Origin of the sequence: Methylobacterium sp. WL64, from assembly GCF_008039945.1 — a bacterium.
GTDB lineage: Bacteria > Pseudomonadota > Alphaproteobacteria > Rhizobiales > Beijerinckiaceae > Methylobacterium.
In genome coordinates this window covers 132887-155472 of record NZ_VRVA01000005.1, presented here as the reverse complement: position 1 = coordinate 155472, position 22586 = coordinate 132887, and the positions used below count along the sequence as shown (strand labels likewise).

Here is a 22586-nt window from a genome sequence, read left to right as displayed (position 1 = left end):
CCCCTGCCCCGCCGAGCCTCCCCGAGCGGCTCAGCGAGGTGCCGGGGACCTGGGACCTGTCGCGCGACGGCACCAACCGCCGCTGCGTCATGACCCTGCGGAGCGAGAACGGCGAGGCCGGCCAGCGCATCAGCTTCCCGGCCGGGTGCCGGCGCGCCCTGCCGATCGTGAACGGCGTCGCCGGCTGGCTGTTCAGCGACCGGGGCGTGCGCCTGGTGGACCGGAACGTCCGCCCGATCCTCGAATTCGTCCGGCGGCCGGACCAGCGCAGCCTCGTCGCCAAGCCGGACGGCGGCGAGACCTACAGCCTGGTGCCCCTCGACATCGCGGCGATGCGCCCGCCCGCTCCCCCCGCCATCGCGGGGATCGAGGCGGCGCCCGCAACGAACGCTCCGCTGCAGACGGCGCCGTCGGTGCCCGCCGAACTGCAGCGCACCACGGCCGCGACCGCCACGGCGGCGCCGGGGCCCGCGCCGGGCACCTACGCCCTCGATCGATTCCAGGAGCGCGACACCTGCCGGATCACCCTCGACGGGGCCGGCGGCGGCGTCCACGTGGTCCCGGGCTGCCACGATGGCGGGCTCGAAGTGTTCGATCCCGTCCGCTGGCGCTACGCCAACGGCCGCATGACGCTCACCGCCAAGCGCGGCCACACCATCGACCTGGTGCCGAGCGGCGACGGCCGCTGGCGGCGCGAGCCCGAGGTCGGGACGACCTTCGTGCTGCGCCGGGTCGACTGATCCGAGCGCCCTTCCCGGTCGCGGTGCGATCGGGGACGGCGTTCAGTCCTGGATGTGACGCGCTCGCCGACGCCCTGCCGGTATCCACCCCGGCGGCGACCGCCTCAACGCAATCCGCGCCCGTCCTGGACCGGAAGCATCCGCTCCAGCAGGCCGTCCCGGCGGATCATGAGGTGCCAGGCCGTGCCGGCGACGTGCAGCAGCACCAGGGCGTAGACGAACCATTGCCCGACGAGGTGGATCGACTCGGCGATCTTCTGCGCGCCGTCGTCCTTGGTCAGGCCCGGGATGGTGAACAGCCAGAAATACGGCGTGGACCGTCCCGAGAGCGCGCTCAGCAGGTAGCCGCTGATCGGCATGATCAGGAAGATCGCGTAGAGCAGCCAATGGTTGACGCGACCGATCAGCGTCAGCAGCCGTGGCGCCTGGGGATCCGGCGGCGCCGGCCGGATCATGCGCCAGACGATCCGCAGGACCACGATCGCCAGGATCGTCAGCCCGACCGATTTGTGGAGCACGAACAGGCTGCCCTTGGCGGGGTCCGGCGGCAGGCTCACCGCCACCCAGGCCAGCGGCAGGACCGCCAGCGCCAGGGCCGCCGTGACCCAGTGCAGCGCCTGCGACACCGGATGGTGGCGCGGCAGGCCGGACGCCGTGACGTAGGTGGCGGGAAGCGGCGCGCCCGCCTTCCGGTCCGCCTTCTTGCCGGCCGAGATGGTTGAACCTGCCATGATCCCTCGCGGATGGGCTTCGTCAACCGCGGGCTGGAACGGACAGGCGCACTCAATCCACGCCGGGCCCGATCACGGTTTAGAACGATGCCAGGCTGACGGTGTAGAACCGCTCCCGGCCCGCTGCAAACCGGCGACGCTCCCGCGTCAGGCCGCCGCGCCGGCGTCGATCGCCCGGGCCACGTCCAAGAGCGCGGCCAGCTCCACCGCCGCCGCGGCGAGGCGGGCCGCCACGGTGGCGTCGGTGATCTGCCCGTCGGCCATGTCCTCGGGGCCGGCATAGACCGAGGTCGGTGCGACGTGGGCCGCGAAGAAGCCGAACAGCGGGCGCAGGCCGTGCTCGACCACCAGGGCGTGGCGCAGGCCGCCGCCCGTGGCGGTGAGCACCACCGGCATACCCGCCATCCGCGCCGGATCGACGAAGTCGAAGACGTGCTTGAACAGCCCGGCATAGCCGCCCTGGTAGACCGGCGTCCCGACGATCAGGGCGTCCGCGCCCTCGATCGCCGCGATCAGGTGCGCCGCCGGCAGGGGCAGGTCCTCGCGCAGCGACGCCCCGATGCCCGGGCCGGCATCGACCAGATCGTAGACGGTCAGCTCGATCCGGCGCAGCCGCCCGAGCTCGGCGCCGACCGCCGTCACGAGATCGCGGGTCCGCGACGGTCGTTTGGCACTCCCGGAGAAGGCGACGACACGGGGAAGGCTCGGCTTGACGCTCACGACTCGACGCTCACCTGGACATAATCTTTCAGACGCCGCGCGCCCGAAGGCGGGATACGCGCAAATCTCGAGCCCGCCGAGCGCCCGGCGACGCATCTTTCGGAGGCGCGCCCGCATCTCGCGGTCCGGCTGCACGGTAACGCATTCCGGCCTGGGATGAAGCCTCGATGCCGCGGCCGGATCGATTGGACGCGCGACGCGCAGGCCATCGTCTCACCCCTGCAGCCGCCAGACGTGGCTCTGCTTGATCTCGGCGTCTTCGAGGGCGCGGGAGACCGGCACCGCGTAGGTCGCCAGGCATTCCAGGCGCTCGCGCGGCAGGTAGGTCCGCCCCGGGTCGCCGATCAGCACCGTCACCCCGCCCGCCTGCAGGTCGATGAGCCAGGCCGTCACCGCCTGGGCGAGGTCGCGCTCGTAGAACACGTCGGCGGCGAGCACGAGGTCGGCCTCCGGCCGCGTCCCGAGGAGGTCGGCCGAGACCGGGGCGATCCGGCCGGCCACGCCGTTGGCGGCGGCATTGATGCCGATCGCCGCCACGGCGAACGGGTCGAGGTCGCTGGCGACGACGTGCCGCGCGCCCGCCCGGGCTGCGGCGATCGCCACCAGGCCGGAGCCGGAAGCGAAGTCCACGGCCCGGCGCCCGCGGGCCATTTCGGGATGGTCGAGGATGTAGCGGGCGAGCGCCTGCCCGCCCGCCCAGGCGAAGGCCCAGAACGGCGGCGGCAGCCCGATCGCCTGCAATTCGTCCTCGGTCTTCTGCCAGAGCTCGGTCGCCTCGTCGGCGACGTGGAGGCGGATCTCGGGCGCGTAGGGAACCGGCAGCAGCCGCGTGTTGGCCTGGATGAAGCCCTGCGGATCGTCCGGGGCGCGCATGGTCAGTCGTCCAGCAGGTCGCGCCAGACGGCGCAGACCTGATCGGTGACGGCGGCCTCGGTGAAGCCGCCCGCCTCGATCCGCGACCGCGCCGCCGCGCCGAACGTCGCGACCTCGGCCGGATCGTTGCACAGCCGGACCAGGGCGTCGGCCAGGGCCGGGGCGTCGCCGGGGGGCACGAGCAGGCCCTCGATGCCGTCGCGCACGAGGCTCCGGCAGCCCGGGACATCCGTGGTGACGAGCGCCCGGCCGCAGGCGCCGGCTTCGAGCAGGGTCCGCGGAAGCCCCTCCCCGCCCCGGGACGGCAGGCAGGCGACATGGTGTCCGGCCCAGACGGCGGCGACATCCTCGGTGGGGCCGTGCCAGGCGACGCCGTCGCGGCTCCACCCCCGCAACGTCGCCGCGTCGATCGAGCGGCGGTTCGACGGATCGGGCGCCCCGTACAGGGCGAGCTCCACGGCTGCGCCCCGGGACCGGGCCAGGCGGGTCGCCTCCACGGCCACGTCGACGCCCTTGGACCAGAGCATGCGCGCCACCAGGGCGACCTTCAGGGGCGGTACCGGCGGCATCGGCTGCGGTGCGAACGCGGCGAGGGCGACGCCGGCGCCGCCGACCACCGTCACGGACCGATCGGACGGGTCGAGGCCGAGCGCCAGCGCGTCGTCCGGATTCTCGAACAGGAAGCGGGTCCGCGCCGACGCCAGCGGACCCCGGATCAGCGCCTTCAGCCCGAGGCGCGCGACGCGCCCGATCCGGTCCGCGCGGGCGCCGACGAGGCCGAGCCCGGTCAGCGCGTAGACCCGCGCCGGGATGCCGGCCATGGCGGCCGCGGTGCCGCCCACCAGGATGCTGCGCAGGGCGATGCAGTGGACGATGTCGGCCTCGAGCGCCTTCAGGATCCCGGCGAGCTGCCCGGCCGCATAGCCGGCGGTCATCGGGTTGAGGCTTGCCCGCTCGGCCTCCAGCGGCACGACGCGGGCCCCCGTCGCCTCGATGGCGGCGCGGTGCGCCCGCACCCGGGTGACGACGGCGACCGACAGGCCCATGCCGATCGCGGCACGCGCCATCGGCAGGAAGTGGGAGGCGAAGAACCAATCCTCGGTGACCACGAAGACCAGACTTCGCTTGGGATTGGTGAGGGGGTCGCGGGCGGGTTCGAGGTCCATCAATCCTGTCTAGCGCATCGGGCCGGATACCGGAACCGGCACGATGCGCTAGCGCCTTGATCCGCATCGTCTTTTTCCGGAAGCCGGCGGCCCGCTTGCGGAACGAGGCTTTTCGCATGGCCCACGGCGCCGGCCTGCGGCGGATGCGCAGGCCCGGAACGGCCCACCTGCGCCGCCGGTTGACCGGGGCCTTCTCGCCGGGTGTCACCCCGGCGGCGTATCCGGGAGGGGCGGCCATGGCGGACACCGAGACTGACCAAAGCGGCGGAACCCTGCGCGCGGCGGCCGAGGAAGCCGGCCTCGTCTACGTCGATGACGGCCTGCCGGGCCTCACCCGCAAGCGCAGCGGCACCGGTTTCCGCTACCTGGATGCGAAGGGCGCGCCGGTGCGCGACAAGCGGATCCTCGCCCGCATCCGTGCCTTGGCGATCCCCCCGGCCTACACCGATGTCTGGATCTGCCCGCGCAGCAACGGCCACATCCAGGCCACCGGCCGGGATGCCAAGGGGCGCAAGCAATACCGCTACCACGCCGACTTCCGGCAGGCCCGCGAGGAGAACAAGTTCTCGCGGATCATGGCCTTCGCGGACGCCCTGCCGGGCATCCGCCAGCGGGTCGATGCCGACATGAAGCGTCAGGGCCTGTGCCGCGAGAAGGTTCTGGCCACGGTGGTCCACCTGCTCGAGACCACGCTGATCCGCGTCGGCAACGACGATTACGCCCGCACCAACAAGAGCTACGGCCTGACGACCTTGCGCGATCCGCATGTCCGAATCACGGGGGCCGAACTGTCGTTCCGGTTCAAGGGCAAGAGCGGCAAGACCTGGGACGTGTCGCTGAAGGACCGGCGCGTCGCCCGGATCGTGAAGGCCTGCCAGGACCTGCCCGGGCAGGAGCTGTTCCAGTACATCGACGGCGAGGGCGTGCAGCGCGACGTGACCTCGTCGGACGTGAACGCGTATCTGCGCGAGGTCACGGGCGAGGATTTCACCGCCAAGGATTTCCGGACCTGGGCCGGGACGGTCTTGGCGGCGCTGGCCTTGCGCGAGTTCGAGAGCTTCGACAGCGAGGCGGGGGCCAAGCGCAACGTCCGCGCGGCGATCGAGAGCGTCGCCGGGCGCCTGGGCAACACGCCGACGATCTGCCGGAAGTGCTACATCCACCCCCAGGTCCTCGATTGCTACCTCGAAGGCGACCTCCTGATTCAGGTGCAGGACGCGGTCGAGACCGAGCTGAGCGGAGACCTCGGCAAGCTCCGCTCCGAGGAGGCCGCGGTGCTCGGCCTGCTGCAGGCACGGCTCGCCGCCTCGCGGGACGCCGCCGAGGCGGGCAAGCCGGTCAAGCCCGGCGCGGCTCCGGCCCGCAAACGGAGCAAGACGGCAGCCCGGGCCAAGGCGGCAGCCCTGGTCAAAAAAACCGCCGGGCGGTCCCGCACCGCGGCGCAAGCCGGTGCCACGTAAGACGTTTTTCGTGGTGGACGGCGCGGCGGCGCCGTGAGGCCTGTGTCCGACCGATTCACGCGGTGGCGACACGCGTTGGCCGTCTTCGCTGCCCCCGGTGTCTGACGCACGCTCCTATCCCGGACGCCCGGAACGTTGATCCGGAACCCGGAGGAGAAAGGGCCGCGCGGCGGCACGATCAAGACCAAGGTGGACGCTTCGCATCGTCTCGTGCTGGGTCCCGAATCGCATTCCGGTCGCGCTGCAGGCGCCCGGGCAAGGACGTAGGGGGGCAGCCCCCGCGTTGGGCTGCCCGGGATCCCGGTCAATGCCGGGACTGGTTGCCGCCGGACCCGCCGCGACGGTTCGGGTCGCTGTCGACCACCGGGGCCAGACCGAGCTGGCGCGCCAGCGAGACCAGGTCCTTGAGCCGTCCGGTCTGCGTCTTCCGGCGCAGGTTGAGCCGGTGCGTCTCCACGGTCCGCACGCTGAGCGCGAGGCGACGGGCAACCTCCTTGTTGCTGAAGCCCGAGCTGAGGAAGCGCAGCACCTCCGCCTCGCGCGGCGTGAGCCCGAGGCTGTCGCCCTGCTCCGCCGGCATCGCGGCCTGCTGCTCCGGGGGAACGAGACACTCCGATCCCTCGGCCAGGGCGAGCAGGGCGGCGCCCAGCTCCCGCGGTGACTTCGACCGGGCCACGAAGGCGTCGGCACCCGCCGCCAGCAGCGCCCGGAGGTCGTCGGCGGTGAGTGCCCCAAAAGCTACGAGGGTGCGCAGGTTCGGCTGCCGCTCTTTCAAGCCGACGAGACGCGCGATCCCATCCGCCAGCCGGATCTCGTCGAGGAAGATCAGCGCGACCGCGGATCCGGCATCGGCCCGGTCCAAGTCTTCTTCGCCGATCGTGTGAAACTCCGGCATATGCTCCAGAGTGGCGCGCACAGTCGCGCTCAGGTCCTGCGGTTCATCCAGGATCAGGACGCCAACGGCCGTACTCATGACCTCGCACCTTTCGTCTCCCGGCGATACAAAGGGGCCGGGATCGGATGCGTAGTTCCAAGATCCATTCCACGAGTTTGGGGCGAATATTAAGCTTTATATTCGCGGAATCGGGCGATTCCTGTCTTCGTGCTCCAATTTGGTGTGCCAATATGGGTTGCCGTCTTTAACCATGCCGCGGCGATGCGTCCCAGACTGGGGCGGCTCGGCCGTCTCAGCTTGCGACGGCCAAGGTGGCCTCGCCCTGGTACGGCACGACGCGGTTACGCCCGCCGCTCTTGGCCGCGTAGAGCGCGAGGTCGGCCCGCTTGAGCAGGGCGTTGACGTCGTCGCCTTCGACCCAGGTGCTCACGCCGAAGCTGCAGGTGAAGCCGATTGCATGCCGGCTGCCGCGGATACGCAGAGCCTGAACGGCTTCTCGCAGACGCTCGGCCCGGGCGGTCGCCTCCTCAAGGCTCAACCCCGGGAGGGCGATGCCGAATTCCTCGCCGCCCAGGCGGCCGCCGATGCCGGCCCCGGCGATGAGCTCGGCCATGGCCTTGATGGCGACGTCGCCGACATCGTGGCCGTGCTCGTCGTTGATCCGCTTGAAATGGTCGATGTCGGCCAGGATCGCCGAGATCCGGGCCGGGCGCCCGCTCTGCTCGGCGGCGAGGCGCGCCCGGTCGAAGAAGGCGCGCCGGTTGAAGACCCCGGTGAGCGGATCGGTCTCGGCGAGGCGGATCAGCTCCTCCTGCATGGTGATCATGCGCTCGGCCGCGCGCAAGCGTGCGTTCAGCTCCTCGGCGCTCGGCGGTTTCTCGATGAAGTCGTCGGCGCCGCTGTCGAGGGCCTCGGCCAGGCTGCGAACGTTGCGGGCGGACGACATGGTGATGACGTGCAGCGGCCTGCGCTCCTCGGCGAGCAGCCGCGCGGACCAGCAGAGTTCGAGGCCGCAGAGCGGCCGGACCTCGACGCTGGTGATCAGGACGCGGACCGACGGGGTGGCGGCGAGGTGTCGCAGCGCCTGTTCGGAATCCGTGAACGCGTGGACCTCGTGGCCGCGTGGCTCGATCAGGGATGCGATGATCTGGAGGACGACGCGGCTCGAATCGACGACGACGATCTGCATGGCATGACCCGGACCCGATCTCGGGTGTCTACCAGAGCAAGACTTAATTTCGACCGAACAGAGAGTGCGAATTCCACCATGAGCGCCGTCATAACCACCCCTGACTTGCGCTATATCGTGGTCCGCGGTCGCCTGTGGCGGCGCGCCGACCCGCACCTGCCGGAGGCGCGTCGCGCAGCGCTGGTGGCCGGGCTGATGGATGCGCGCCGGGCGGTGAAGGCGGCCAAGCGCGCCGAGCGCGAGGGCGAGCCCGATGCCGCCGCCGCGATGGCCGCGGCCCGGGCCGCGGTCGACGAAGCCAAGACCGGGCTGGGCGAGCGCGGCCCGGTCTGGTGGCACGACGACGCCCCTGACCTGAACCGGCACCTGGTCCGGAATACGCCCTACGCCGACTGGTTCGCGGCGCTCAGCGCCGGGGAACCTGAACCGAGATGATCTGCGCGCCGGAAGCGCGGCGGGCCGTCGGCTGGGCAGCGTTGATGACCGTGAGGGTCGGCGGAAGGGCCGGCGCGGCCGCGATGCCGGTGACGGTCGGGACCCCGTAGGTCCCGTAGCTCCACGGCGCGGGCACGATCTGGCTCGGCCGCGGCACCCGGGTTAGGGGCGCGCCGATATAGGTGCCGCGCACGAACGGGCCTGCAAAGCCGTCCTGGCCCGACCCGTAGGCGTAGACGCCCTGCGCGGAGGCGGGTGCGGCCACGAGGGCGGCGAGGAGCGTGAGGGCTGTCCGGGTGATCATGCGGGCGGCTCCGGGACGCGGCGCTTCAGGAACGATCGTGGGGAACCGACACGATCACTGCCCGTTCCGGGCCGCAGCCCCGGCAGAATGCGTAACGCGGCGGCGCGATGTCAGCGGCAGGTGGTGATCCGGCGGACCACCCAGCCCTCGCCCTCGATCCAGAGACGCCGCCGGGCACGGCTGCAGGTCGCGTCGTCCTCGCGCTCGACGGCGGAGATGGGATGGACCTGCTGCGGGCTGGCCTCGGCGACCTTGGTCTCGGTGCCGGCCGGGGCGGCCTCGGCCTGCGTAACAGCGGACAGGAGCAGGACGGCGCTGGCCGCCCCGAAAGCCATCGATCGGAGATGCATGCGGATATTCATGGTGGAGCAGCGCCCTGCGGCCGAGTTTAAGGATTCGTCAGTGAAATGCGCGGCGCACCAATTCGGTTTCATCGAGGCCGCGCCTTCCCGGCCGGCGGCGGGCGTGACCGTGTGCTGCGGCACGGCGCCGGTCCGGCGCCGAGACGGCTCGGACGCTTAGACTTCGCAGCGCGCGCGTATTAGGAGGAACGGCCCGGACGCGACGGCTCCCGCGGACCCCTGAACCAGCGGGCGAGCCGGTCCACGAGCGAAGGTCCATGAGCAAGCCCAAGCCCCCGACCAACGTGCTCCTGACTCCGGAGAAGCGCGCCGAGGACGTGGATCAGACGATCCGGCCGCTGAGCCTGTCCGAATTCATCGGGCAGAAGGCCGCACGCGCCAACATGCAGATCTTCATCGAGGCGGCCAAGATGACCGGCCAGGCCCTCGATCACGTGCTGTTCGTTGGGCCGCCCGGGCTCGGCAAGACCACGCTGGCCCAGATCGTCGCCCGCGAACTCGGGGTGAACTTCCGCTCGACCTCGGGCCCGGTCATCGCGAAGGCCGGCGACCTCGCGGCGCAGCTGACCAACCTCGAGGAGCGCGACGTGCTCTTCATCGACGAGATCCACCGGCTCAACCCGGCCGTGGAGGAGATCCTCTACCCGGCCATGGAGGACTACCAGCTCGACCTGATCATCGGCGAGGGGCCGGCGGCGCGCTCGGTGAAGATCGAGCTGCCGAAGTTCACGCTCGTCGGCGCCACCACCCGGGCGGGCCTGCTGACGACGCCCCTGCGCGACCGGTTCGGCATCCCGATCCGTCTCGAGTTCTACGAGATCGACGAGCTTGAGAAGATCGTCGCCCGCGGCGCCCGGGTGCTCGGGCTCGGCATGTCGCCGGAAGGTGCCAACGAGATCGCCCGGCGGGCCCGGGGCACGCCGCGCATCGCCGGCCGGCTGCTGCGGCGGGTGCGCGACTTCGCGATCGTGGCCGAGGCCGAGACGGTGACGCGCGCCATCGCCGACCGGGCGCTGAAGCTGCTCGACGTCGATTCGGTCGGCCTCGACGTGATGGACCGCAAGTACCTGACGTTGATCGCCACCTCGTTCGGCGGCGGCCCGGTGGGGATCGAGACGATCGGGGCCGCCCTGTCCGAGCCGCGCGACGCGATCGAGGACATCATCGAGCCCTATCTGATCCAACGCGGCTTCGTGCAGCGCACGCCCCGGGGCCGGGTGCTCACCAAGCACGCGTTCCGGCACATGGGCTTTGCCGAGCCGCGACGTCAGCAGGACGGCCTGTTCGACGACGGCGACGCCGCCTGAGCCGGATCTCCGTACCGTCCATGCGGTCGGGACGGGGCTGGTTCACGCCTCGTTCATAGGTTGCCATCTGCACCCGCAACGGCGATCGGCGCGGACTTGTGCGCCGCACCAAGGCCAAGCGCCTCAACCGGCGGGTGTTTCTCCGCGGGCCAGCGGACACTATTGCCAAGCTTTTGCGTAATCCCGCTCCCGTCGGTTCACGCAAACGCGATCTTGGCGGCGGAACAGCTGCAAAACGCGGCAGTTGAGATGGCGACCGCGCCAGTCTGCGTGGCGCTGGCAGGATTGCGGGACTGTTGCTCTTGCCACGGTATCCCGGCCGATCCTTGAGCCATCAATAAGAACACCAGGGACTTCCTTCCTCCATGAAGACACTCACGCTCGCCGTCCTCGGCCTCTCCGCCGCCGCGCTCTCGACCCCGGCGCTCGCGCAGGACGCGCTCCCGATCCGGATTCTGCCTTTCGCCAACCAGCAGGGCGTCGGCGCCGCCGCGACCGAGACCCCGGCCTTCCGCGCCGAGGCGCTGCGTTCGGATGCGACCAGCATCGAGGCGAGCCGCATCGCCCTCGAGCGTTCGCGCAACCCGCGCGTTCGGAACTACGCCCATCGCGTTCTGGTCGAGCGTAAGGCCACCACCGACGCCCTCCTGCCGGCGAACACCTCGCTGTCGCGCAACGGCACGGTCGTCTCGGACAACCAGGGCATCAAGACGGACCTGAGCAATCCGGTCGGCTTCGTGCTGGCGCCCGTGACCATCGCGGCGAACCTCGGGACCAGCATCGTCGGCGGCGCGCTCGGCGCAGTCGGCATCGTCGACAACAGCCCGACCGAGCCCGGCCGTCGCGTCGCCCTCGGCGAGCGCGGTCAGGCCCGCCTGTCGCAGCTCCAGTCGGCCCGAAGCGGCCGCTCGTTCGACCGCGCCTACATCGACCAGCAGGCCCGTTCGGACGCCCAGACGCTGGCGCTCTACGACGCCTACGCCAAGTCGGGCGACAGCGCCCAGGGCCGCCGCTTCGCCAGCGAGGCGCTGCCCTACATCGCCGACGAGCACGCCCACTCGGCGAGCTTGGCCGCCCGCATCGGCGGCTGATCGTTCAGTCCAGACCCGATCACGCGAGGGCCGCCCCAGGGCGGCCCTCGTCGTGTCGGACGGGTACCGGTTTTATCCCACACACCCGGCGAGGCGTGACGGCTGCTTCCCCCGCTGCCGCATCGTGCCGTAGACGATGTTCGATGAGCGCACAGACCTCCGCCACCGGCGCGCCGACGGACGACGCCCCCCATCGCCTGGGCGTGCGCGTCTACTACGAGGACACCGACTTCTCGGGCTTCGTCTACCATGCCAGCTACCTGCGCTTCCTGGAGCGTGGCCGGACCGAGCTGCTCCGGGATCTGGCGGGCGATCAGTCCGATCTGCATCGAGAGGCCAGCGGCCTCGTCTTCGTGGTCCGGCGCATGGCGCTCGACTTCATCCGCCCCGCCCGCATGGACGACCAGCTCACCATCGTGACCCGGACCCGGCAGCTGCGCGGCGCCTCGATGCAGCTCGCCCAGGAGGTCCGGCGCGGCGACGATCTGCTGGTCGCCGCCGACGTCCTTGTCGCCTGCGTGCGCGACGGACGCGCCATCCGGCTGCCGGAGGCCCTGCGCCGGCTCCTGGCCCCTCCCGGAGCCGCCTGACGCGTCCGGTCAGGCGACCCGCGTCGGGTCGGCGTCGCGCAGGAGTTTGGCGAAGGCGTTGACGATGGTCATCGCGTCGTACTCGACCGAGACCAGCTGGAAGCCCATCGCAACCATCTCCCGGGCCCGCACGGGCGACGGCGAGAACGCGCAGGGCAGCTTGCCGGCAGCCCGGGTCTTGCGCACGATCTCGCCGAGGGCAGTCGTGACCGCAGCGCCGGACGGGTCGATCGCCATTCCCTTGGAAAGGGCGATCGACAAGTCGGCGGGGCCGACCAGGATGCCGTCGATGCCCGGCAGGGCCAGGATCTGCTCCAGCGCGTCGATCGCCTCCGCGGTCTCGCACATGGCGATGGTCAGCGCCCGGGCGTTGGCGCCGGCGAGGTATTCGGAGGCGTCGCTCAGGCCCGACATCCACATGGCGCGGTCGGGCCCCCAGCTCCGCTGCCCGACCGGCGGATACTTGGTGGCGGCCGCTAGCGCCTGTGCGTCCGCCACGCTGTTGATCATCGGCGCGACGATGCCCGCGGCGCCGGCATCCAGCATCCGCGACGCCATGGCAAAGTCGCCGACCGGGATCCGCACCAGGCTCGGCTTGCCGGCGAGCGCCACCTCGGTGATCGCCGCGCAGCACGACTGATAGCCGTGCGCCCCGTGCTGCTGGTCGAGCAGCACGGCGTCGAAGCCGGCGCGCGCCAGGGCTCCGGCGATGGTCGGGTCGGCGATGCAGGACCAGCCGAGAAATCGGGCCGGCCCCGCGGGCAGCAGGCCGTGGAGGCTCGGAACGGGCAGGGTCATGACACGTCCTGGACTGAGGCTCGCGGCGACGGGTTCGCCGTAGGGGTGAGGATAACGGGCCTGGTTTCGCGAGGTCCAGTCTCGGGCGGGCGCGTCGCGACCCATACTGCGGCCGATGTCCTGGAATGCCCTAGGATCGCCCCGATCGAAACCGATCCTTAACCTTGTCGCGCCCTTAACGAAGTCGGTGCGATGCCGCCCGATTACGGGGTGAAGACGGCCCTTACTTTCGACAGATTCGCGGACGATAGCATTGATATCGCTCACGGATCCGGCGGACGTGGGCCTCGCCCGGCGCATCGCGATCCGGAGCAGGAGATCTCGACGGATGAACCCAGCCGACGCGATGCAGGCCGCGCCTGTCGCCGACATGACGCTGCTCGGACTGTTCCTGCAGGCCCACTTCGTCGTGAAGATCGTGATGGTCGGGCTGCTCAGCGCCTCGGTCTGGTGCTGGTCGATCATCGTCGATAAGACGCTGCTGTTCCGCCGCACCAAAGCCGAGATGGACGCGTTCGAGGACGCGTTCTGGTCCGGCCGCTCCCTGGAGGAGCTGTTCCGCTCGTTCAACGACCGTCCGGCCACCGGGCTGGCGGCGGTGTTCGTGGCCGCCATGCGCGAGTGGAAGCGCTCGTTCGAGGGCTCGGGCCGTCAGGTCCAGTCCCTGTCGCAGCGCATCGAGAAGCAACTCGACGTCACCATCCAGCGCGAGGTCGAGCGGCTCGAATCGCGCCTGCTGTTCCTCGCCTCGATCGGCTCGGCCGGCCCGTATATCGGCCTGTTCGGCACCGTTTGGGGCATCATGACCGCGTTCACCTCGATCGCGGCCTCGAAGAACACCTCGCTGGCCGTCGTCGCCCCCGGCATCGCCGAGGCGCTGTTCGCCACCGCGATCGGCCTGTTCGCCGCGATCCCGGCGGTGCTCGCCTACAACAAGCTGCAGGCCGAGGTCTCGAAGTCGCAATCGCGGCTGGAGGGTTTCGCCGACGAGTTCTCCGCGATCCTCTCCCGCCAGATCGACGAGCGCCTGTCGCTCGCCGCCTGACCGGGCCGATCCAGGAGATTGATCCATGAGCATGGCGGCGGGTGCATCCCACGGCGGCAAGCGGCGGCGGCGCAGGGGCCGGCGCGGCGGGCCGATCAACGAGATCAACATGACGCCGTTCATCGACGTCGTGCTGGTGCTGCTGATCATCTTCATGGTCGCGGCGCCGATGATGACGGTGGGCGTTCCCCTCGATCTGCCGCAGTCGAAAGCCTCGCCGCTCAATTCCGACGTGAAGCCGGTGACGATCTCGATCCGGCAGACCGGCCAGGTCTTCCTGGGTGAGGACGAGCTGACCGACGACACGATCATCCCGAAGCTCCTCGAGACGTCGAAGTCCGGCACCGAGGAGCGTGTGTTCGTTCGCGGCGACAAGCGGGTCGATTACGGCCGCGTCGCCCAGGTGATGGCGATCGTGACCGGTGGCGGCTTCAAGAAGGTCGCCCTCGTGACCGAGCCAGAGCATCAGTAGGGTCCGGACCGTGGAGTTCCACTTCGACCGCAAGGAACCGGGTGTCTGGATCTCTGCCGGCACCCACGTGGCGCTGCTGGCCTTCGCGCTGTTCAGCGTGGCGGCTCCGGCCCTGCCGGAGGCCCAGGAGGGCGTCCCCGTCGAGGTGATCACCGAGAACCAGTTCTCCGAGATCACCAAGGGCGAGCGCCAGGCCGACAAGCCGATGCCGAATGCCCAGCCGCGGGCCGATCGCCAGGCCGAGAAGGTCGAGGATCGCGAGCCCGAGAACGCCAAGACCGACGCGCCGACCGCGCCCACCCGCACCGCCGACATGAAGCTCGCCAACGCGGAGGAGATGCCCCTGCGCGCCGAGCCGGATCCGCAGGAGGTGGCGAAAGCCGCCAAGGCTGCCGAGGAGAAGCGCGAGGCGGAGAAGTCTGCCGCCAAGGCCGCCGAGAAGGCGGCTGAGAAAGCTGCGGCCGACAAGGCTGCGGCGGCCGAGAAGGCCGCGGCGGCCAAGGCCGAGGCGAAGGCGGCCGCCAAGGCCGAAGCCGAGAAGCGCGAGCAACTCGACAAGCTGATCGAGCGGCAGGAGGCTGAAGCCGCGGCTGCGGCCGCGAAGGCCGCCGCCGCGAAGGCGGAGGCCAAGGCCAAGGCGGATGCTGCCAAGGCCGAGGCCGCCCGGGAAGCCGCCCGGAAGGCTGCCGAGGCCAAGGCCGAGGCGGAAGCCGAGCGCCAGAAGGAGGTGGCCGAGGCCAAGGCCGCGCACGAGAAGGCGGAAGCCGCCGCCAAGGCCGAGGCCGCCGCCAAGGCGAAGTCCAAGGCGATGGCGGACGCCAAGGCCAAGGCCGACGGCGAGGCCAAGGCGCGCAAGCAGGCCGAGCTCGCCGACAAGTTCAACGCCGGCGACATCCGCTCCGTGCTGGCCTCGAAGGCGCCGTCGCAATCCACCGGGGCCACCGGCCACACGGTGCAGAAGGTCGCGGCTCTGGGCGCCGCGACCGGCACGGCGCAGCGCCTGTCGCCGTCCCTGCGCGACGCCCTGGTCGGGCTGCTGCAGCAGCAGATCGAGCGCTGCTACTCCGCGCCTCCGGGCGCCGCCCAGGGGGTGGTTCTGCCGGTGCTCGACATCCGGCTGAACCCGAACGGCTCGCTGAGCACCGAACCGCGGATCATGCGGGGCGGCTCCAGCGGGGTGGACCAGTCGATCGCGCAAGCCGCGCTCCGGGCGGTGCGCCGCTGCGCGCCGTATAACATTCCGGCCACCTACGCGCCGTACTACAACGACTGGAAGGCCATCAACGCGGAGTTCGAGTTCACGGCGACCTGAGATCGCCCTCCGCGTCGCCTGCCGTCACCCGCCTCCCCGTCTGATCGCCACTTCGTCTGATCGCCACTTCGGGTCCGACCCATGCACAGCACTTCCTCCGCCGGGCGCCTTCTGGCGCCCTCAGCCGCGCACCTGATCGCGCCCATCGTCGCGTTGCTGGCGCTGCTGTCGGTCGCCGTCGGCTTCGCGGCCCCGGCCCAGGCGCAGCTGCAGCTGCGCATCGGCGGCGGCAACTTCCAGCCCTTGCCGATCGCCATCGCGGATTTCGGCGGCGACCCGAGCCTCGGCGGCCTCGTCTCCGGCGTGGTGACCAACAACCTGCGCCGCTCCGGCTACTTCACGCCCCTCGACCACGCCCGCTTCCCCGAACAGCCGAACTTCGACGCCGCGCCGAACTTCGAGAAATGGCGCGCCACCGGCATCCAGGGCCTGGTCACGGGGCGCGTGTCCCGGGACGCCGCGGGCAAGCTGAAGGTCGAGTTCCGCCTCTGGGACGTGAGCTCGGGCCAGCAGATGACCGGTCAGCAATACGGCACCGACACCGCCAACGCCCGGCGCACCGGCCACCTGATCTCGGACGCGGTCTACACGAAGATCACCGGCCTCGGCCCCTGGTTCGACAGCCGTATCGCCTTCGTGGACGAGAGCGGCCCCAAGGAGAACCGGCGCAAGCGCCTGATGGTGATGGACCAGGACGGCGCCAACGTCCGGGCGATCACCAGCGGCGAGATGTCGATCGTCGCGCCGCGCTACTCGCCGGCCACGCAGGACATCGCCTTCATGGCGCAGGCCACCGGGCATCAGCCGCGGGTGCAGGTGATCAACCTCGAGACCGGCGCCCGCCAAGCCCTCGGCAACGTCGATTCGATGAGCGCGAGCCCGCGCTTCTCGCCCGACGGCCGCAAGCTCGTCATGAGCGTGCAGCAGGGCGGCAACGCCGACATCGTGACCATGGACATCGCCTCGAAGGCCCAGCGCTCGATCACCAACGGCATGGCCATCGACACCTCGCCGACCTACGCCCCGGACGGCGCGCAGATCGCCTTCGAATCGGATCGCGGCGGCTCGCAGCAGGTCTACGTGATGGGCGCGGACGGCTCGAACCCGCACCGCATCACCTTCGGGGCGGGCTCGGCCTCCCAGCCGGCCTGGTCGCCCCGCGGCGACCTGATTGCCTACACCCGCCAGCGCAACGGCGGGTTCGCCATCTGCGTCTCGAAGCCCGACGGGACCGGCGAGCGCGTCCTGACCGAGGGCTACCACAACGAGGGGCCGACCTTCGCGCCGAACGGCCAGTACGTGCTGTTCTTCCGCGACCCGGGCGGCCAAGGCGGCGGCAAGCTGTTCATGGTCGACATCACCGGCAAGGTGGAGCAGTCGGTCCCGACGCCCTCCTACGCCTCCGACCCGACCTGGTCGCCGCTGCTGGCGGGACGCTGAGTCGTTTGGAATTATGGAGCCCGGCTACCAGTCGGGCTCCGACCGTTTAGCGTCGGCATCTTCGGGCGCCGGTGGCTTGCCGATCGTATCGGCCAGATCGCGCAGGGCGCGCGGTAGGGGTCTGAGCGCAGGGTCGTCGAACGGCAATCGGGGCAGCCGCGTCCGAATCAGGGATGCGACGAGACCCGCCTGTGCGGCATCGCGCGAACGTTTCAGCGGATCGCGGTCGCCCCTGGTCGAGAGCCATGCCTTGTGGAGCGCGAAGGCGCGCGGGTCGATGACCCACATCTGCACCGGATAGCCCCTGGCATCGATCGCCGTGACGGCGGTCGTCGGGCTGTTGACCAACCATGCGAGCCCCTCGATCTCGACCGCCTGCAATTCATCCGAGGCCGATCCGATGCGATTGAGAACCGGAGGCCGTATCGGATCCTTCCCGGCCGGCATGATCAGATCGACCAAGTAACCGTCGCGGTTGACGGCGCGGAAGCCGGGATTCCCGACGACGGTGAACGAGCGATCGACCTTTCGCAGTTCGGCCAGCAACCCGCCTGCCGCCGTCTCCGGCGCAACGAGGCGCAGGCTTTTTCGGGCATCGTACAGCAGATCGATGGCGCCCGTCGCGAGCTGCGGGCCTGCAATCTGAACGCCTCCGAGGCGTTCATAGGCGTATAGGGCGTTGGTACCGACGACCCCGACGACGGGACCGTAGTGCCGCGTCTCAGTCAGGCGGCGCAGGACACGGGCCGCGATGATGGGCATTCTCCCGAGGCGGAGCGCGCGATTGACCGGGGCCATCGCGTCCATGCGGGCAGCGAGGTTTGCGATTCGATCCTGCAGATCCGCGCGGCCGTCATGGAAGCCGCGGTGGATCTCCTCCGTGTCGGACGAGCGGGCACCGAGAGATTTCCAGACGCCCTGTCGCTTCCGATACAGGTACGTATGCGAGCCCACCGTCTTCCAAGCCATCGAACCCGCATAGCGGTGAACGAGCTCGGTGCGGGCCGCAACGTAGGCGCCGAAGACCTGCTCCGTGTCGATCGTCTGTCGGGCTTGATCGCCATTCAAGTCGGTGAACAGCATGGCTCGATCCCAAGCCCTTTTCGACGAGCTTGGTTTGATAGCACACGTCGCGTACGGCGCAAGGTATTGAAAGGGAATGCATTATCCCTTTCTGATTGTGATACTGACCTCGAAGGGATAATGGCCGGCCGCTACCCCCGCACCAGCAACCGGTCCCGCGCCCGCAAGGCCGGGAAGAACCGGCCCCAGAGCAGCGCGACCGCGATCGTCGCGGCGCCGCCCGCCACCACCGCCGGGACCGCCCCGATCGCGGCCGCCAGTACGCCGGATTCGAACTCGCCGAGTTCGTTCGAGGCGCCGATGAACACCGTGTTTACCGCCGAGACCCGGCCCCGCATGGCATCCGGGGTCTCGCCCTGCACGAAGGTCTGGCGGACATAGACCGAGATCATGTCGGCGGCGCCGGTGACGAACAGGCAGGCCATCGACAGGGGCAGCGAGGTCGAGAGGCCGAACACGACGGTGGCCGCACCGAACAGCGCGCAGGCCCGCAGCATCCGCACGCCGGCATGGCGGCGCAGCGGGCGGTAGGCCAGCAGGACCGCCATGGCGACCGCCCCGAAGGCCGGCATGCTGCGGAGCGCGCCGAGCCCCAGCGGGCCGACATGCAGCACCTCGCCGGCATAGATCGGCAGGAGCGCGGTGGCGCCGCCCAGCAGGACGGTGAACAGGTCGAGGCTGATCGCACCCAGCACTACCGGCTGCGAGCGGATGTAGCCGATGCCGGCCGAGAGGGCCGCCCAGGTGATCGGCGGCCGCTCGGTCACGGCAGCAGGCCGGAACCGGATCAGCCCCGTCAGGACGCTCGCCAGCGCGAAGCTCGCCGCCGCGCCGCCGAACACGACCGACGGCCCGAGCGCGTAGAGCAGGCCGCCGAGCGCCGGGCCCATCACCGACGCGCTCTGCCAGAGCGAGGCGTTCCACGCGATGGCCGATCCGAATTGCGGCCCGGGCACCAGGGTCGGCAGCAGCGCCTGCAGGGCCGGGTTGGCGAAGGCCCGCGCGGTGCCGACGACGATCACCAGGGCGTAGATCGGCCAGATCGCCTGGAAGCCGGCCAGCGCGTAGGCGAGCAGGCCGAAGCTCGCGAAGCTCTGGAGCCCGAAGGCCGCAGCGCCGACCAGGCGGCGGTCATAGGCGTCGGCCACGTGGCCGGTGATCAGGGCGCAGATCACCGCGGGCAGGAAACCCGCCAGCCCGACGAGGCCCAGCGCCAGCGCGGAATGGGTCAGGTCGTAGACGAACCAGCCGATCGCCACCGCCTGCATCTGATACGCGAGGCCGGTGAGGAAGCGGGCCGAGCCGAACAGCCGGAAGTCCCCGATCCCGAAGACGGCCCAGCCGGAACGATCTTTTTCGGACATGCGCCCTGCTGAGCCCGGCGGGGGGATTAATCAAGCCCGGCGGAGGGCCCGCTCAGGCAAACGGAGCGTCCTGTTCGCCGCCCTGGTCGGGGCGCGTTCGACGGCACCCCCCGGCCGACCGAGGGCTCGAATCGACGGAGATCCCGATCCCGAGATCCTGAGGTACCGCGTCAGTGGCTGCGCAGGAGCCCTCCGGGGAGCGCCCGCCGGTTGGAGGCCCCCGTCGCGGTTTCCGCTTCGCTGCGTCCCGTCCGGACGAGGTGGGAGATCGGGAAGGACCGGTGAAACAGCGCCTCAGTGGACCGCCAGGCCCGGCTTGCGCGCGGCGATCACGGTCGGGGTCGTGGCGGGTCGTCGTTCGGGATGCTCGCGCTGCAACCCGTCAAAAGGGAAGAGCGGGAAGATGCAGGTCACCTGGGTGCCGGCCCCGGGTGCGGTCTCGAGGAGGACCCGCCCGCCATGGAGTTCGACGAAGGACCGCACGATCGACAGGCCGAGCCCGACCCCGCGATGGCGGGTGCCCAGGGTGTGGCTCTCGAAGCGGTTGAAGACCGAATCGGCGATCTCCGGCGGCATGCCGCGGCCGTGGTCGCGCACGCTCAGGATCAGCTCCTGGGCCTCCCGGCGGGCGCGGACCTCGACCCGCTGCCCGGCGTCCGAGAAGCCGACGGCGTTGGACAGCAGGTTGAACAGGATCTGGCGGATGCGCTTCCCGTCCGCGTGGACGCTGCCGATATCCTCGGGCACGTCGAGGGCCAGGGTGATGTGGGATTCGGCCAACCGGTCCTCGATGCCGCGCAGGGCGGCCTCGATCGTGGTCTGGACGTCGACCTCCTCCCGCTGAAGCTCCAGCGAGCCGGCATCGATCGAGGCGAGGTCGAGGATGTCGTTGATGATGACCAAGAGCGCCGCCGACGAGCGCATGATGTGGTCGGAATATTCGCGCTGACGGTCGTTGAGCGCCCCGACCGTCTCGTCGCCGAGCAACTGCGTGAAGCCGATGATGTTCGTGAGCGGCGAGCGTAGCTCGTAGGAGACGTGATGCACGAAAGTGTCGCGCAGCTGCGCGGCCTTCTCGAGCGCGTCGTTCTTCTCGGTCAGCGCCCGCTCGACGTTCACGCTGGCGGTGACGTCGATCAGGGTCAGCAGGGTCGCGCCCTCGGGCAGCGGCTGCGCGGCGCAGTCGAGAACCGTGCCGTCCACCACCTCCAGGCGGCAGGACTGGGCGGTGCGTGATTCGAGGCCGACCACCGCGTCGCGGATGTCGAGCCACGGCTCCTCGGCCGGCGCCAGCGACCGGCAGGCCGCGATGACGGCATCGACATGCGGCCGCTCCTCGACGGTCGCCGGATCGAGGCGCCAGACGGTGCAGAACGCCCGGTTGGCGAGCGTCATGCGCCCGTCGGCGCCGAACACCGCCACCGGCTCGGCCAGGGTGTCGAGGGTCTCGGCCTGGAGGCGGCGCAGGGCGATGTAGCGGGTCTCGGCGTTCAGGCTGTCGGAGACGTCGTCGAACAGGTAGGTCAGGCCGCCCTGCGGGTTGGGGTCGGCCACGACGCGGAGCGTTCGTCCGTCGGGCAGGTACCACCAGCTCTGGTTGGCCTCGGCGGCCCGGTAGGCGGCGAGCACCCCGTGCTTCCAGCCGCGGAAATCGGCCTGCTCCTCCAGCTTCCGCTCGGCCCGGAGATGGTCGAGGATCTCGCCGTCGGAGGGGCGGCTGTCGAGGAAGGCCTGGTCAAGGTCCCAGAGCTGGCGGTAGGCGGCGTTGTGGAAGATCAGCCGCTGCGAGACGTCGAACATCGCCACCGCGGTCGGCAACTGGTCCAGGGTGCGGACGTTCGCATTCATCTGGCGCTGCAGGTCGGCGCGGACGCTCTCCAGTTCAGAGACGTCGATGGCGATCCCGACCCGGCCGCTGTCCAGGGTGGTCTCGAACACGTCCAGCATGCGCCGGCTGCCGGCCACCACGGCCGAGAGCCGCGGGACGGTCCGGGTCAGGCCTGCGGCGCGCGCCGCCTCGTCGCGGATGATCGCCTCGCGGGCCGGACGGTCGAACAGCTCGACGCCGCCGTCGAGAGCGGCCTCGCGGGTCTCGGCCTCGACGGCCGCCGCGTAGGCGGCGTTGACCCAGCTCAGGCCGCCGTCCCGGTTGCGCCGCCAGACGGGCTGCGGGATCGCGTCGAGGAGCCCGGCCAGCGCCGACAGGCCGCGGCGGGTCTCGTCCAGGGTCGCGCGCAGGTCGGCGATCTCGCAGCGCTCCTGGCTGGTCTCGCGCAGGCGCAGCAGCGCGCGGCCGGCCACCGCCTGTCCGTGGGCGTCGATGCTGCGCCCGGTCTGGGTGCGCAGGCTCAGGGAGAAGCTCGTGCCCCGCGCCCGCAGGGTCTCCACCGCAGCCTCGACCGCGGCGGCGTCGGAGGCGACCAGCCAGGTGCCGAAGGCGAGGACCCGGCGGGCATAGCCCGAGGTCGGCCGCTCGCCGTAGATCGCGAGGCTGATATCGCCCTCGACCACCGGCTCGCTGCGCCGGTCCCAGGTGACGATGACCTGGCGCTCGGCGTTGAGCAGCATCTCGGCGCGATCGTGGGCGCCGCGGAGCACGTCGAGGGCGCCGGCCAGCTCCCGCTCCCGGCGGGTCCAGCGTGCGCGCTCGTAGAGGTGGAGCAGCGAGAGAATCACCGCAAAGGCAACGAGGCCGCCGAAGATCGCCAGGGCGGCGACGCCGTGCATCTCACGCGGCGCGTGCGTGGTCGCGGTCTCGGGCAGTTCGGCGAGCGCAGCGCTCGCCGCCGTCAATGTGAGCGCACCCACGCAGATTCGAACGTGCGCGGCACGACCGACACCCATGATAGCCCTGCCCCCACCCCTGGCGATCCGACATGCGCGTGCAACCGCGCGGCGCGAAACGCACCGTCCCCGCGACGATTCTCTCGAACCCTCGCGGACCCACCGATCTAAGATTCGGCTGCACCTTACCGTGCGGCGGAATCCAGCCGGAAGGGGAACGAAGCGTGGCTATACGCCGAGGGCTCACAATCATCCGTTAACGACACTCAGAAGACACAGTGCATTGGCGCTCAAACGGGTTGACAAACGAAAGGGCCCGACGCAGCGCGCCGGGCCCTATTTTGCTTGGTGATGGAGGCGCCGAACGCCGTCCCGGCCCTTATAGATCCGGTTAGGAATTCAACCTCCGGTTTGGCTCGCGCGCC

At 70.6% G+C, this 22586-nt stretch carries 22 protein-coding genes; 10 read left to right on the top strand and 12 right to left on the bottom strand.

Features of this window, described 5'->3' with window-relative positions:
- The coding region (locus tag FV242_RS04855) for an AprI/Inh family metalloprotease inhibitor (RefSeq protein ID WP_246692596.1) at window positions 1-740 on the top strand (740 nt) is incomplete at its 5' end.
- A 104-nt stretch (window positions 741-844) separates the two neighbouring features.
- Here FV242_RS04855 and FV242_RS04850 read toward each other — a convergent pair.
- From FV242_RS04850 to FV242_RS04835, 4 genes are all read right to left on the bottom strand, one after another.
- A complete protein-coding gene (locus FV242_RS04850; RefSeq protein ID WP_147938119.1) occupies window positions 845-1471 on the bottom strand; it encodes a cytochrome b in 627 nt (208 codons plus the stop codon).
- A 147-nt stretch (window positions 1472-1618) separates the two neighbouring features.
- Window positions 1619-2191 carry an NAD(P)H-dependent oxidoreductase gene (locus tag FV242_RS04845; protein WP_147905798.1) on the bottom strand — a complete coding sequence of 191 codons (573 nt, stop codon included), beginning with the start codon at window positions 2189-2191 and terminating at the stop codon, window positions 1619-1621.
- A gap of 213 nt (window positions 2192-2404) precedes the next feature.
- Window positions 2405-3064 carry a methyltransferase gene (locus tag FV242_RS04840; RefSeq protein WP_147938118.1) on the bottom strand — a complete coding sequence of 220 codons (660 nt, stop codon included), beginning with the start codon at window positions 3062-3064 and terminating at the stop codon, window positions 2405-2407.
- A gap of 2 nt (window positions 3065-3066) precedes the next feature.
- A complete protein-coding gene (locus FV242_RS04835) occupies window positions 3067-4230 on the bottom strand; it encodes a glycosyltransferase family 4 protein (RefSeq protein WP_147938117.1) in 1164 nt (387 codons plus the stop codon).
- Between the two features lie 236 nt (window positions 4231-4466).
- Here FV242_RS04835 and FV242_RS04830 point away from each other — a divergent pair, with 236 nt between their 5' ends.
- Window positions 4467-5690, top strand: coding sequence for a DNA topoisomerase IB (locus FV242_RS04830; RefSeq protein WP_147938124.1), 1224 nt, complete (start codon window positions 4467-4469; stop codon window positions 5688-5690).
- Window positions 5691-5994: 304 nt separating this feature from the next.
- Here FV242_RS04830 and FV242_RS04825 read toward each other — a convergent pair whose 3' ends face one another.
- Both FV242_RS04825 and FV242_RS04820 read right to left on the bottom strand, forming a co-directional pair.
- Window positions 5995-6663, bottom strand: a complete 669-nt coding sequence (locus FV242_RS04825; RefSeq protein ID WP_147905795.1) for a response regulator transcription factor — start codon at window positions 6661-6663, stop codon at window positions 5995-5997.
- Between the two features lie 214 nt (window positions 6664-6877).
- Window positions 6878-7774 (bottom strand): diguanylate cyclase, encoded by an 897-nt coding sequence (locus FV242_RS04820; RefSeq protein WP_147938116.1) that lies wholly within the window; start codon window positions 7772-7774, stop codon window positions 6878-6880.
- Window positions 7775-7852: 78 nt separating this feature from the next.
- On the opposite strand from FV242_RS04820, the gene FV242_RS04815 reads away from it, so the two are divergent.
- Window positions 7853-8209, top strand: coding sequence for a hypothetical protein (locus FV242_RS04815; protein ID WP_147938115.1), 357 nt, complete (start codon window positions 7853-7855; stop codon window positions 8207-8209).
- Here the strand turns inward: FV242_RS04815 and FV242_RS04810 are convergent.
- Both FV242_RS04810 and FV242_RS04805 read right to left on the bottom strand, forming a co-directional pair.
- Window positions 8181-8513, bottom strand: coding sequence for a hypothetical protein (locus FV242_RS04810; protein ID WP_147938114.1), 333 nt, complete (start codon window positions 8511-8513; stop codon window positions 8181-8183). The genes FV242_RS04815 and FV242_RS04810 overlap by 29 nt on opposite strands.
- Window positions 8514-8623: 110 nt before the next feature.
- Complete coding sequence (locus FV242_RS04805) at window positions 8624-8863, bottom strand: hypothetical protein (RefSeq protein WP_147905791.1); 240 nt, start codon at window positions 8861-8863, stop codon at window positions 8624-8626.
- A 269-nt stretch (window positions 8864-9132) separates the two neighbouring features.
- Between FV242_RS04805 and ruvB the strand changes: the two genes are divergently transcribed.
- From ruvB to ybgC, 3 genes are all read left to right on the top strand, one after another.
- Window positions 9133-10182 (top strand): Holliday junction branch migration DNA helicase RuvB, encoded by a 1050-nt coding sequence (gene ruvB, locus FV242_RS04800; protein ID WP_147854170.1) that lies wholly within the window; start codon window positions 9133-9135, stop codon window positions 10180-10182.
- A gap of 365 nt (window positions 10183-10547) precedes the next feature.
- Complete coding sequence (locus tag FV242_RS04795) at window positions 10548-11273, top strand: DUF4142 domain-containing protein (RefSeq protein WP_147905790.1); 726 nt, start codon at window positions 10548-10550, stop codon at window positions 11271-11273.
- A gap of 143 nt (window positions 11274-11416) precedes the next feature.
- Window positions 11417-11863, top strand: coding sequence for a tol-pal system-associated acyl-CoA thioesterase (gene ybgC, locus FV242_RS04790; protein ID WP_147938113.1), 447 nt, complete (start codon window positions 11417-11419; stop codon window positions 11861-11863).
- A gap of 9 nt (window positions 11864-11872) precedes the next feature.
- On the opposite strand, the gene FV242_RS04785 is transcribed toward ybgC, so the two are convergent.
- Entirely contained in the window at window positions 11873-12661 is a 789-nt protein-coding gene (locus tag FV242_RS04785) for an HpcH/HpaI aldolase/citrate lyase family protein (RefSeq protein WP_147938112.1), read from the bottom strand.
- Window positions 12662-12989: 328 nt separating this feature from the next.
- Between FV242_RS04785 and tolQ the strand changes: the two genes are divergently transcribed.
- The 4 genes from tolQ to tolB all read left to right on the top strand — a co-directional run bounded on the left by tolQ (window position 12990) and on the right by tolB (window position 16930).
- Window positions 12990-13706 (top strand): protein TolQ, encoded by a 717-nt coding sequence (gene tolQ / locus FV242_RS04780; protein ID WP_147905787.1) that lies wholly within the window; start codon window positions 12990-12992, stop codon window positions 13704-13706.
- Window positions 13707-13731: 25 nt separating this feature from the next.
- Window positions 13732-14178, top strand: a complete 447-nt coding sequence (locus tag FV242_RS04775; RefSeq protein WP_147905786.1) for an ExbD/TolR family protein — start codon at window positions 13732-13734, stop codon at window positions 14176-14178.
- Window positions 14179-14188: 10 nt separating this feature from the next.
- Window positions 14189-15490 (top strand): cell envelope integrity protein TolA, encoded by a 1302-nt coding sequence (gene tolA / locus FV242_RS04770; protein ID WP_147905785.1) that lies wholly within the window; start codon window positions 14189-14191, stop codon window positions 15488-15490.
- An 81-nt stretch (window positions 15491-15571) separates the two neighbouring features.
- Window positions 15572-16930: a Tol-Pal system beta propeller repeat protein TolB gene (tolB, locus tag FV242_RS04765; RefSeq protein WP_246692246.1), complete on the top strand. Its 1359-nt coding sequence runs from the start codon at window positions 15572-15574 to the stop codon at window positions 16928-16930.
- A 24-nt stretch (window positions 16931-16954) separates the two neighbouring features.
- Here tolB and FV242_RS04760 read toward each other — a convergent pair whose 3' ends face one another.
- From FV242_RS04760 to FV242_RS04750, 3 genes are all read right to left on the bottom strand, one after another.
- Window positions 16955-18013 carry a GSU2403 family nucleotidyltransferase fold protein gene (locus tag FV242_RS04760; RefSeq protein ID WP_147938111.1) on the bottom strand — a complete coding sequence of 353 codons (1059 nt, stop codon included), beginning with the start codon at window positions 18011-18013 and terminating at the stop codon, window positions 16955-16957.
- A 131-nt stretch (window positions 18014-18144) separates the two neighbouring features.
- The gene (locus tag FV242_RS04755) at window positions 18145-19377 is read right to left on the bottom strand and encodes an MFS transporter (RefSeq protein ID WP_147905783.1); all 1233 of its coding nucleotides are present in this window, start codon (window positions 19375-19377) and stop codon (window positions 18145-18147) included.
- A gap of 294 nt (window positions 19378-19671) precedes the next feature.
- Complete coding sequence (locus tag FV242_RS04750) at window positions 19672-22221, bottom strand: PAS domain-containing sensor histidine kinase (RefSeq protein ID WP_147905782.1); 2550 nt, start codon at window positions 22219-22221, stop codon at window positions 19672-19674.
- Window positions 22222-22586: the final 365 nt, after the last annotated feature.

What these genes read in the sequence shown, in the direction of transcription:
- FV242_RS04850 (WP_147938119.1), bottom strand. Translation starts at nt 1,471, where the DNA reads ATGGCAGGTTCAACCATCTCGGCCGGCAAGAAGGCGGACCGGAAGGCG.
- FV242_RS04840 (WP_147938118.1), bottom strand. Translation starts at nt 3,064, where the DNA reads ATGCGCGCCCCGGACGATCCGCAGGGCTTCATCCAGGCCAACACGCGG.
- FV242_RS04835 (WP_147938117.1), bottom strand. Translation starts at nt 4,230, where the DNA reads ATGGACCTCGAACCCGCCCGCGACCCCCTCACCAATCCCAAGCGAAGT.
- FV242_RS04830 (WP_147938124.1), top strand. Translation starts at nt 4,467, where the DNA reads ATGGCGGACACCGAGACTGACCAAAGCGGCGGAACCCTGCGCGCGGCG.
- FV242_RS04825 (WP_147905795.1), bottom strand. Translation starts at nt 6,663, where the DNA reads ATGAGTACGGCCGTTGGCGTCCTGATCCTGGATGAACCGCAGGACCTG.
- FV242_RS04820 (WP_147938116.1), bottom strand. Translation starts at nt 7,774, where the DNA reads ATGCAGATCGTCGTCGTCGATTCGAGCCGCGTCGTCCTCCAGATCATC.
- FV242_RS04815 (WP_147938115.1), top strand. Translation starts at nt 7,853, where the DNA reads ATGAGCGCCGTCATAACCACCCCTGACTTGCGCTATATCGTGGTCCGC.
- FV242_RS04810 (WP_147938114.1), bottom strand. Translation starts at nt 8,513, where the DNA reads ATGATCACCCGGACAGCCCTCACGCTCCTCGCCGCCCTCGTGGCCGCA.
- FV242_RS04805 (WP_147905791.1), bottom strand. Translation starts at nt 8,863, where the DNA reads ATGCATCTCCGATCGATGGCTTTCGGGGCGGCCAGCGCCGTCCTGCTC.
- ruvB (WP_147854170.1), top strand. Translation starts at nt 9,133, where the DNA reads ATGAGCAAGCCCAAGCCCCCGACCAACGTGCTCCTGACTCCGGAGAAG.
- FV242_RS04795 (WP_147905790.1), top strand. Translation starts at nt 10,548, where the DNA reads ATGAAGACACTCACGCTCGCCGTCCTCGGCCTCTCCGCCGCCGCGCTC.
- ybgC (WP_147938113.1), top strand. Translation starts at nt 11,417, where the DNA reads ATGAGCGCACAGACCTCCGCCACCGGCGCGCCGACGGACGACGCCCCC.
- FV242_RS04785 (WP_147938112.1), bottom strand. Translation starts at nt 12,661, where the DNA reads ATGACCCTGCCCGTTCCGAGCCTCCACGGCCTGCTGCCCGCGGGGCCG.
- tolQ (WP_147905787.1), top strand. Translation starts at nt 12,990, where the DNA reads ATGAACCCAGCCGACGCGATGCAGGCCGCGCCTGTCGCCGACATGACG.
- FV242_RS04775 (WP_147905786.1), top strand. Translation starts at nt 13,732, where the DNA reads ATGAGCATGGCGGCGGGTGCATCCCACGGCGGCAAGCGGCGGCGGCGC.
- tolB (WP_246692246.1), top strand. Translation starts at nt 15,572, where the DNA reads ATGCACAGCACTTCCTCCGCCGGGCGCCTTCTGGCGCCCTCAGCCGCG.
- FV242_RS04760 (WP_147938111.1), bottom strand. Translation starts at nt 18,013, where the DNA reads ATGCTGTTCACCGACTTGAATGGCGATCAAGCCCGACAGACGATCGAC.
- FV242_RS04755 (WP_147905783.1), bottom strand. Translation starts at nt 19,377, where the DNA reads ATGTCCGAAAAAGATCGTTCCGGCTGGGCCGTCTTCGGGATCGGGGAC.
- FV242_RS04750 (WP_147905782.1), bottom strand. Translation starts at nt 22,221, where the DNA reads ATGGGTGTCGGTCGTGCCGCGCACGTTCGAATCTGCGTGGGTGCGCTC.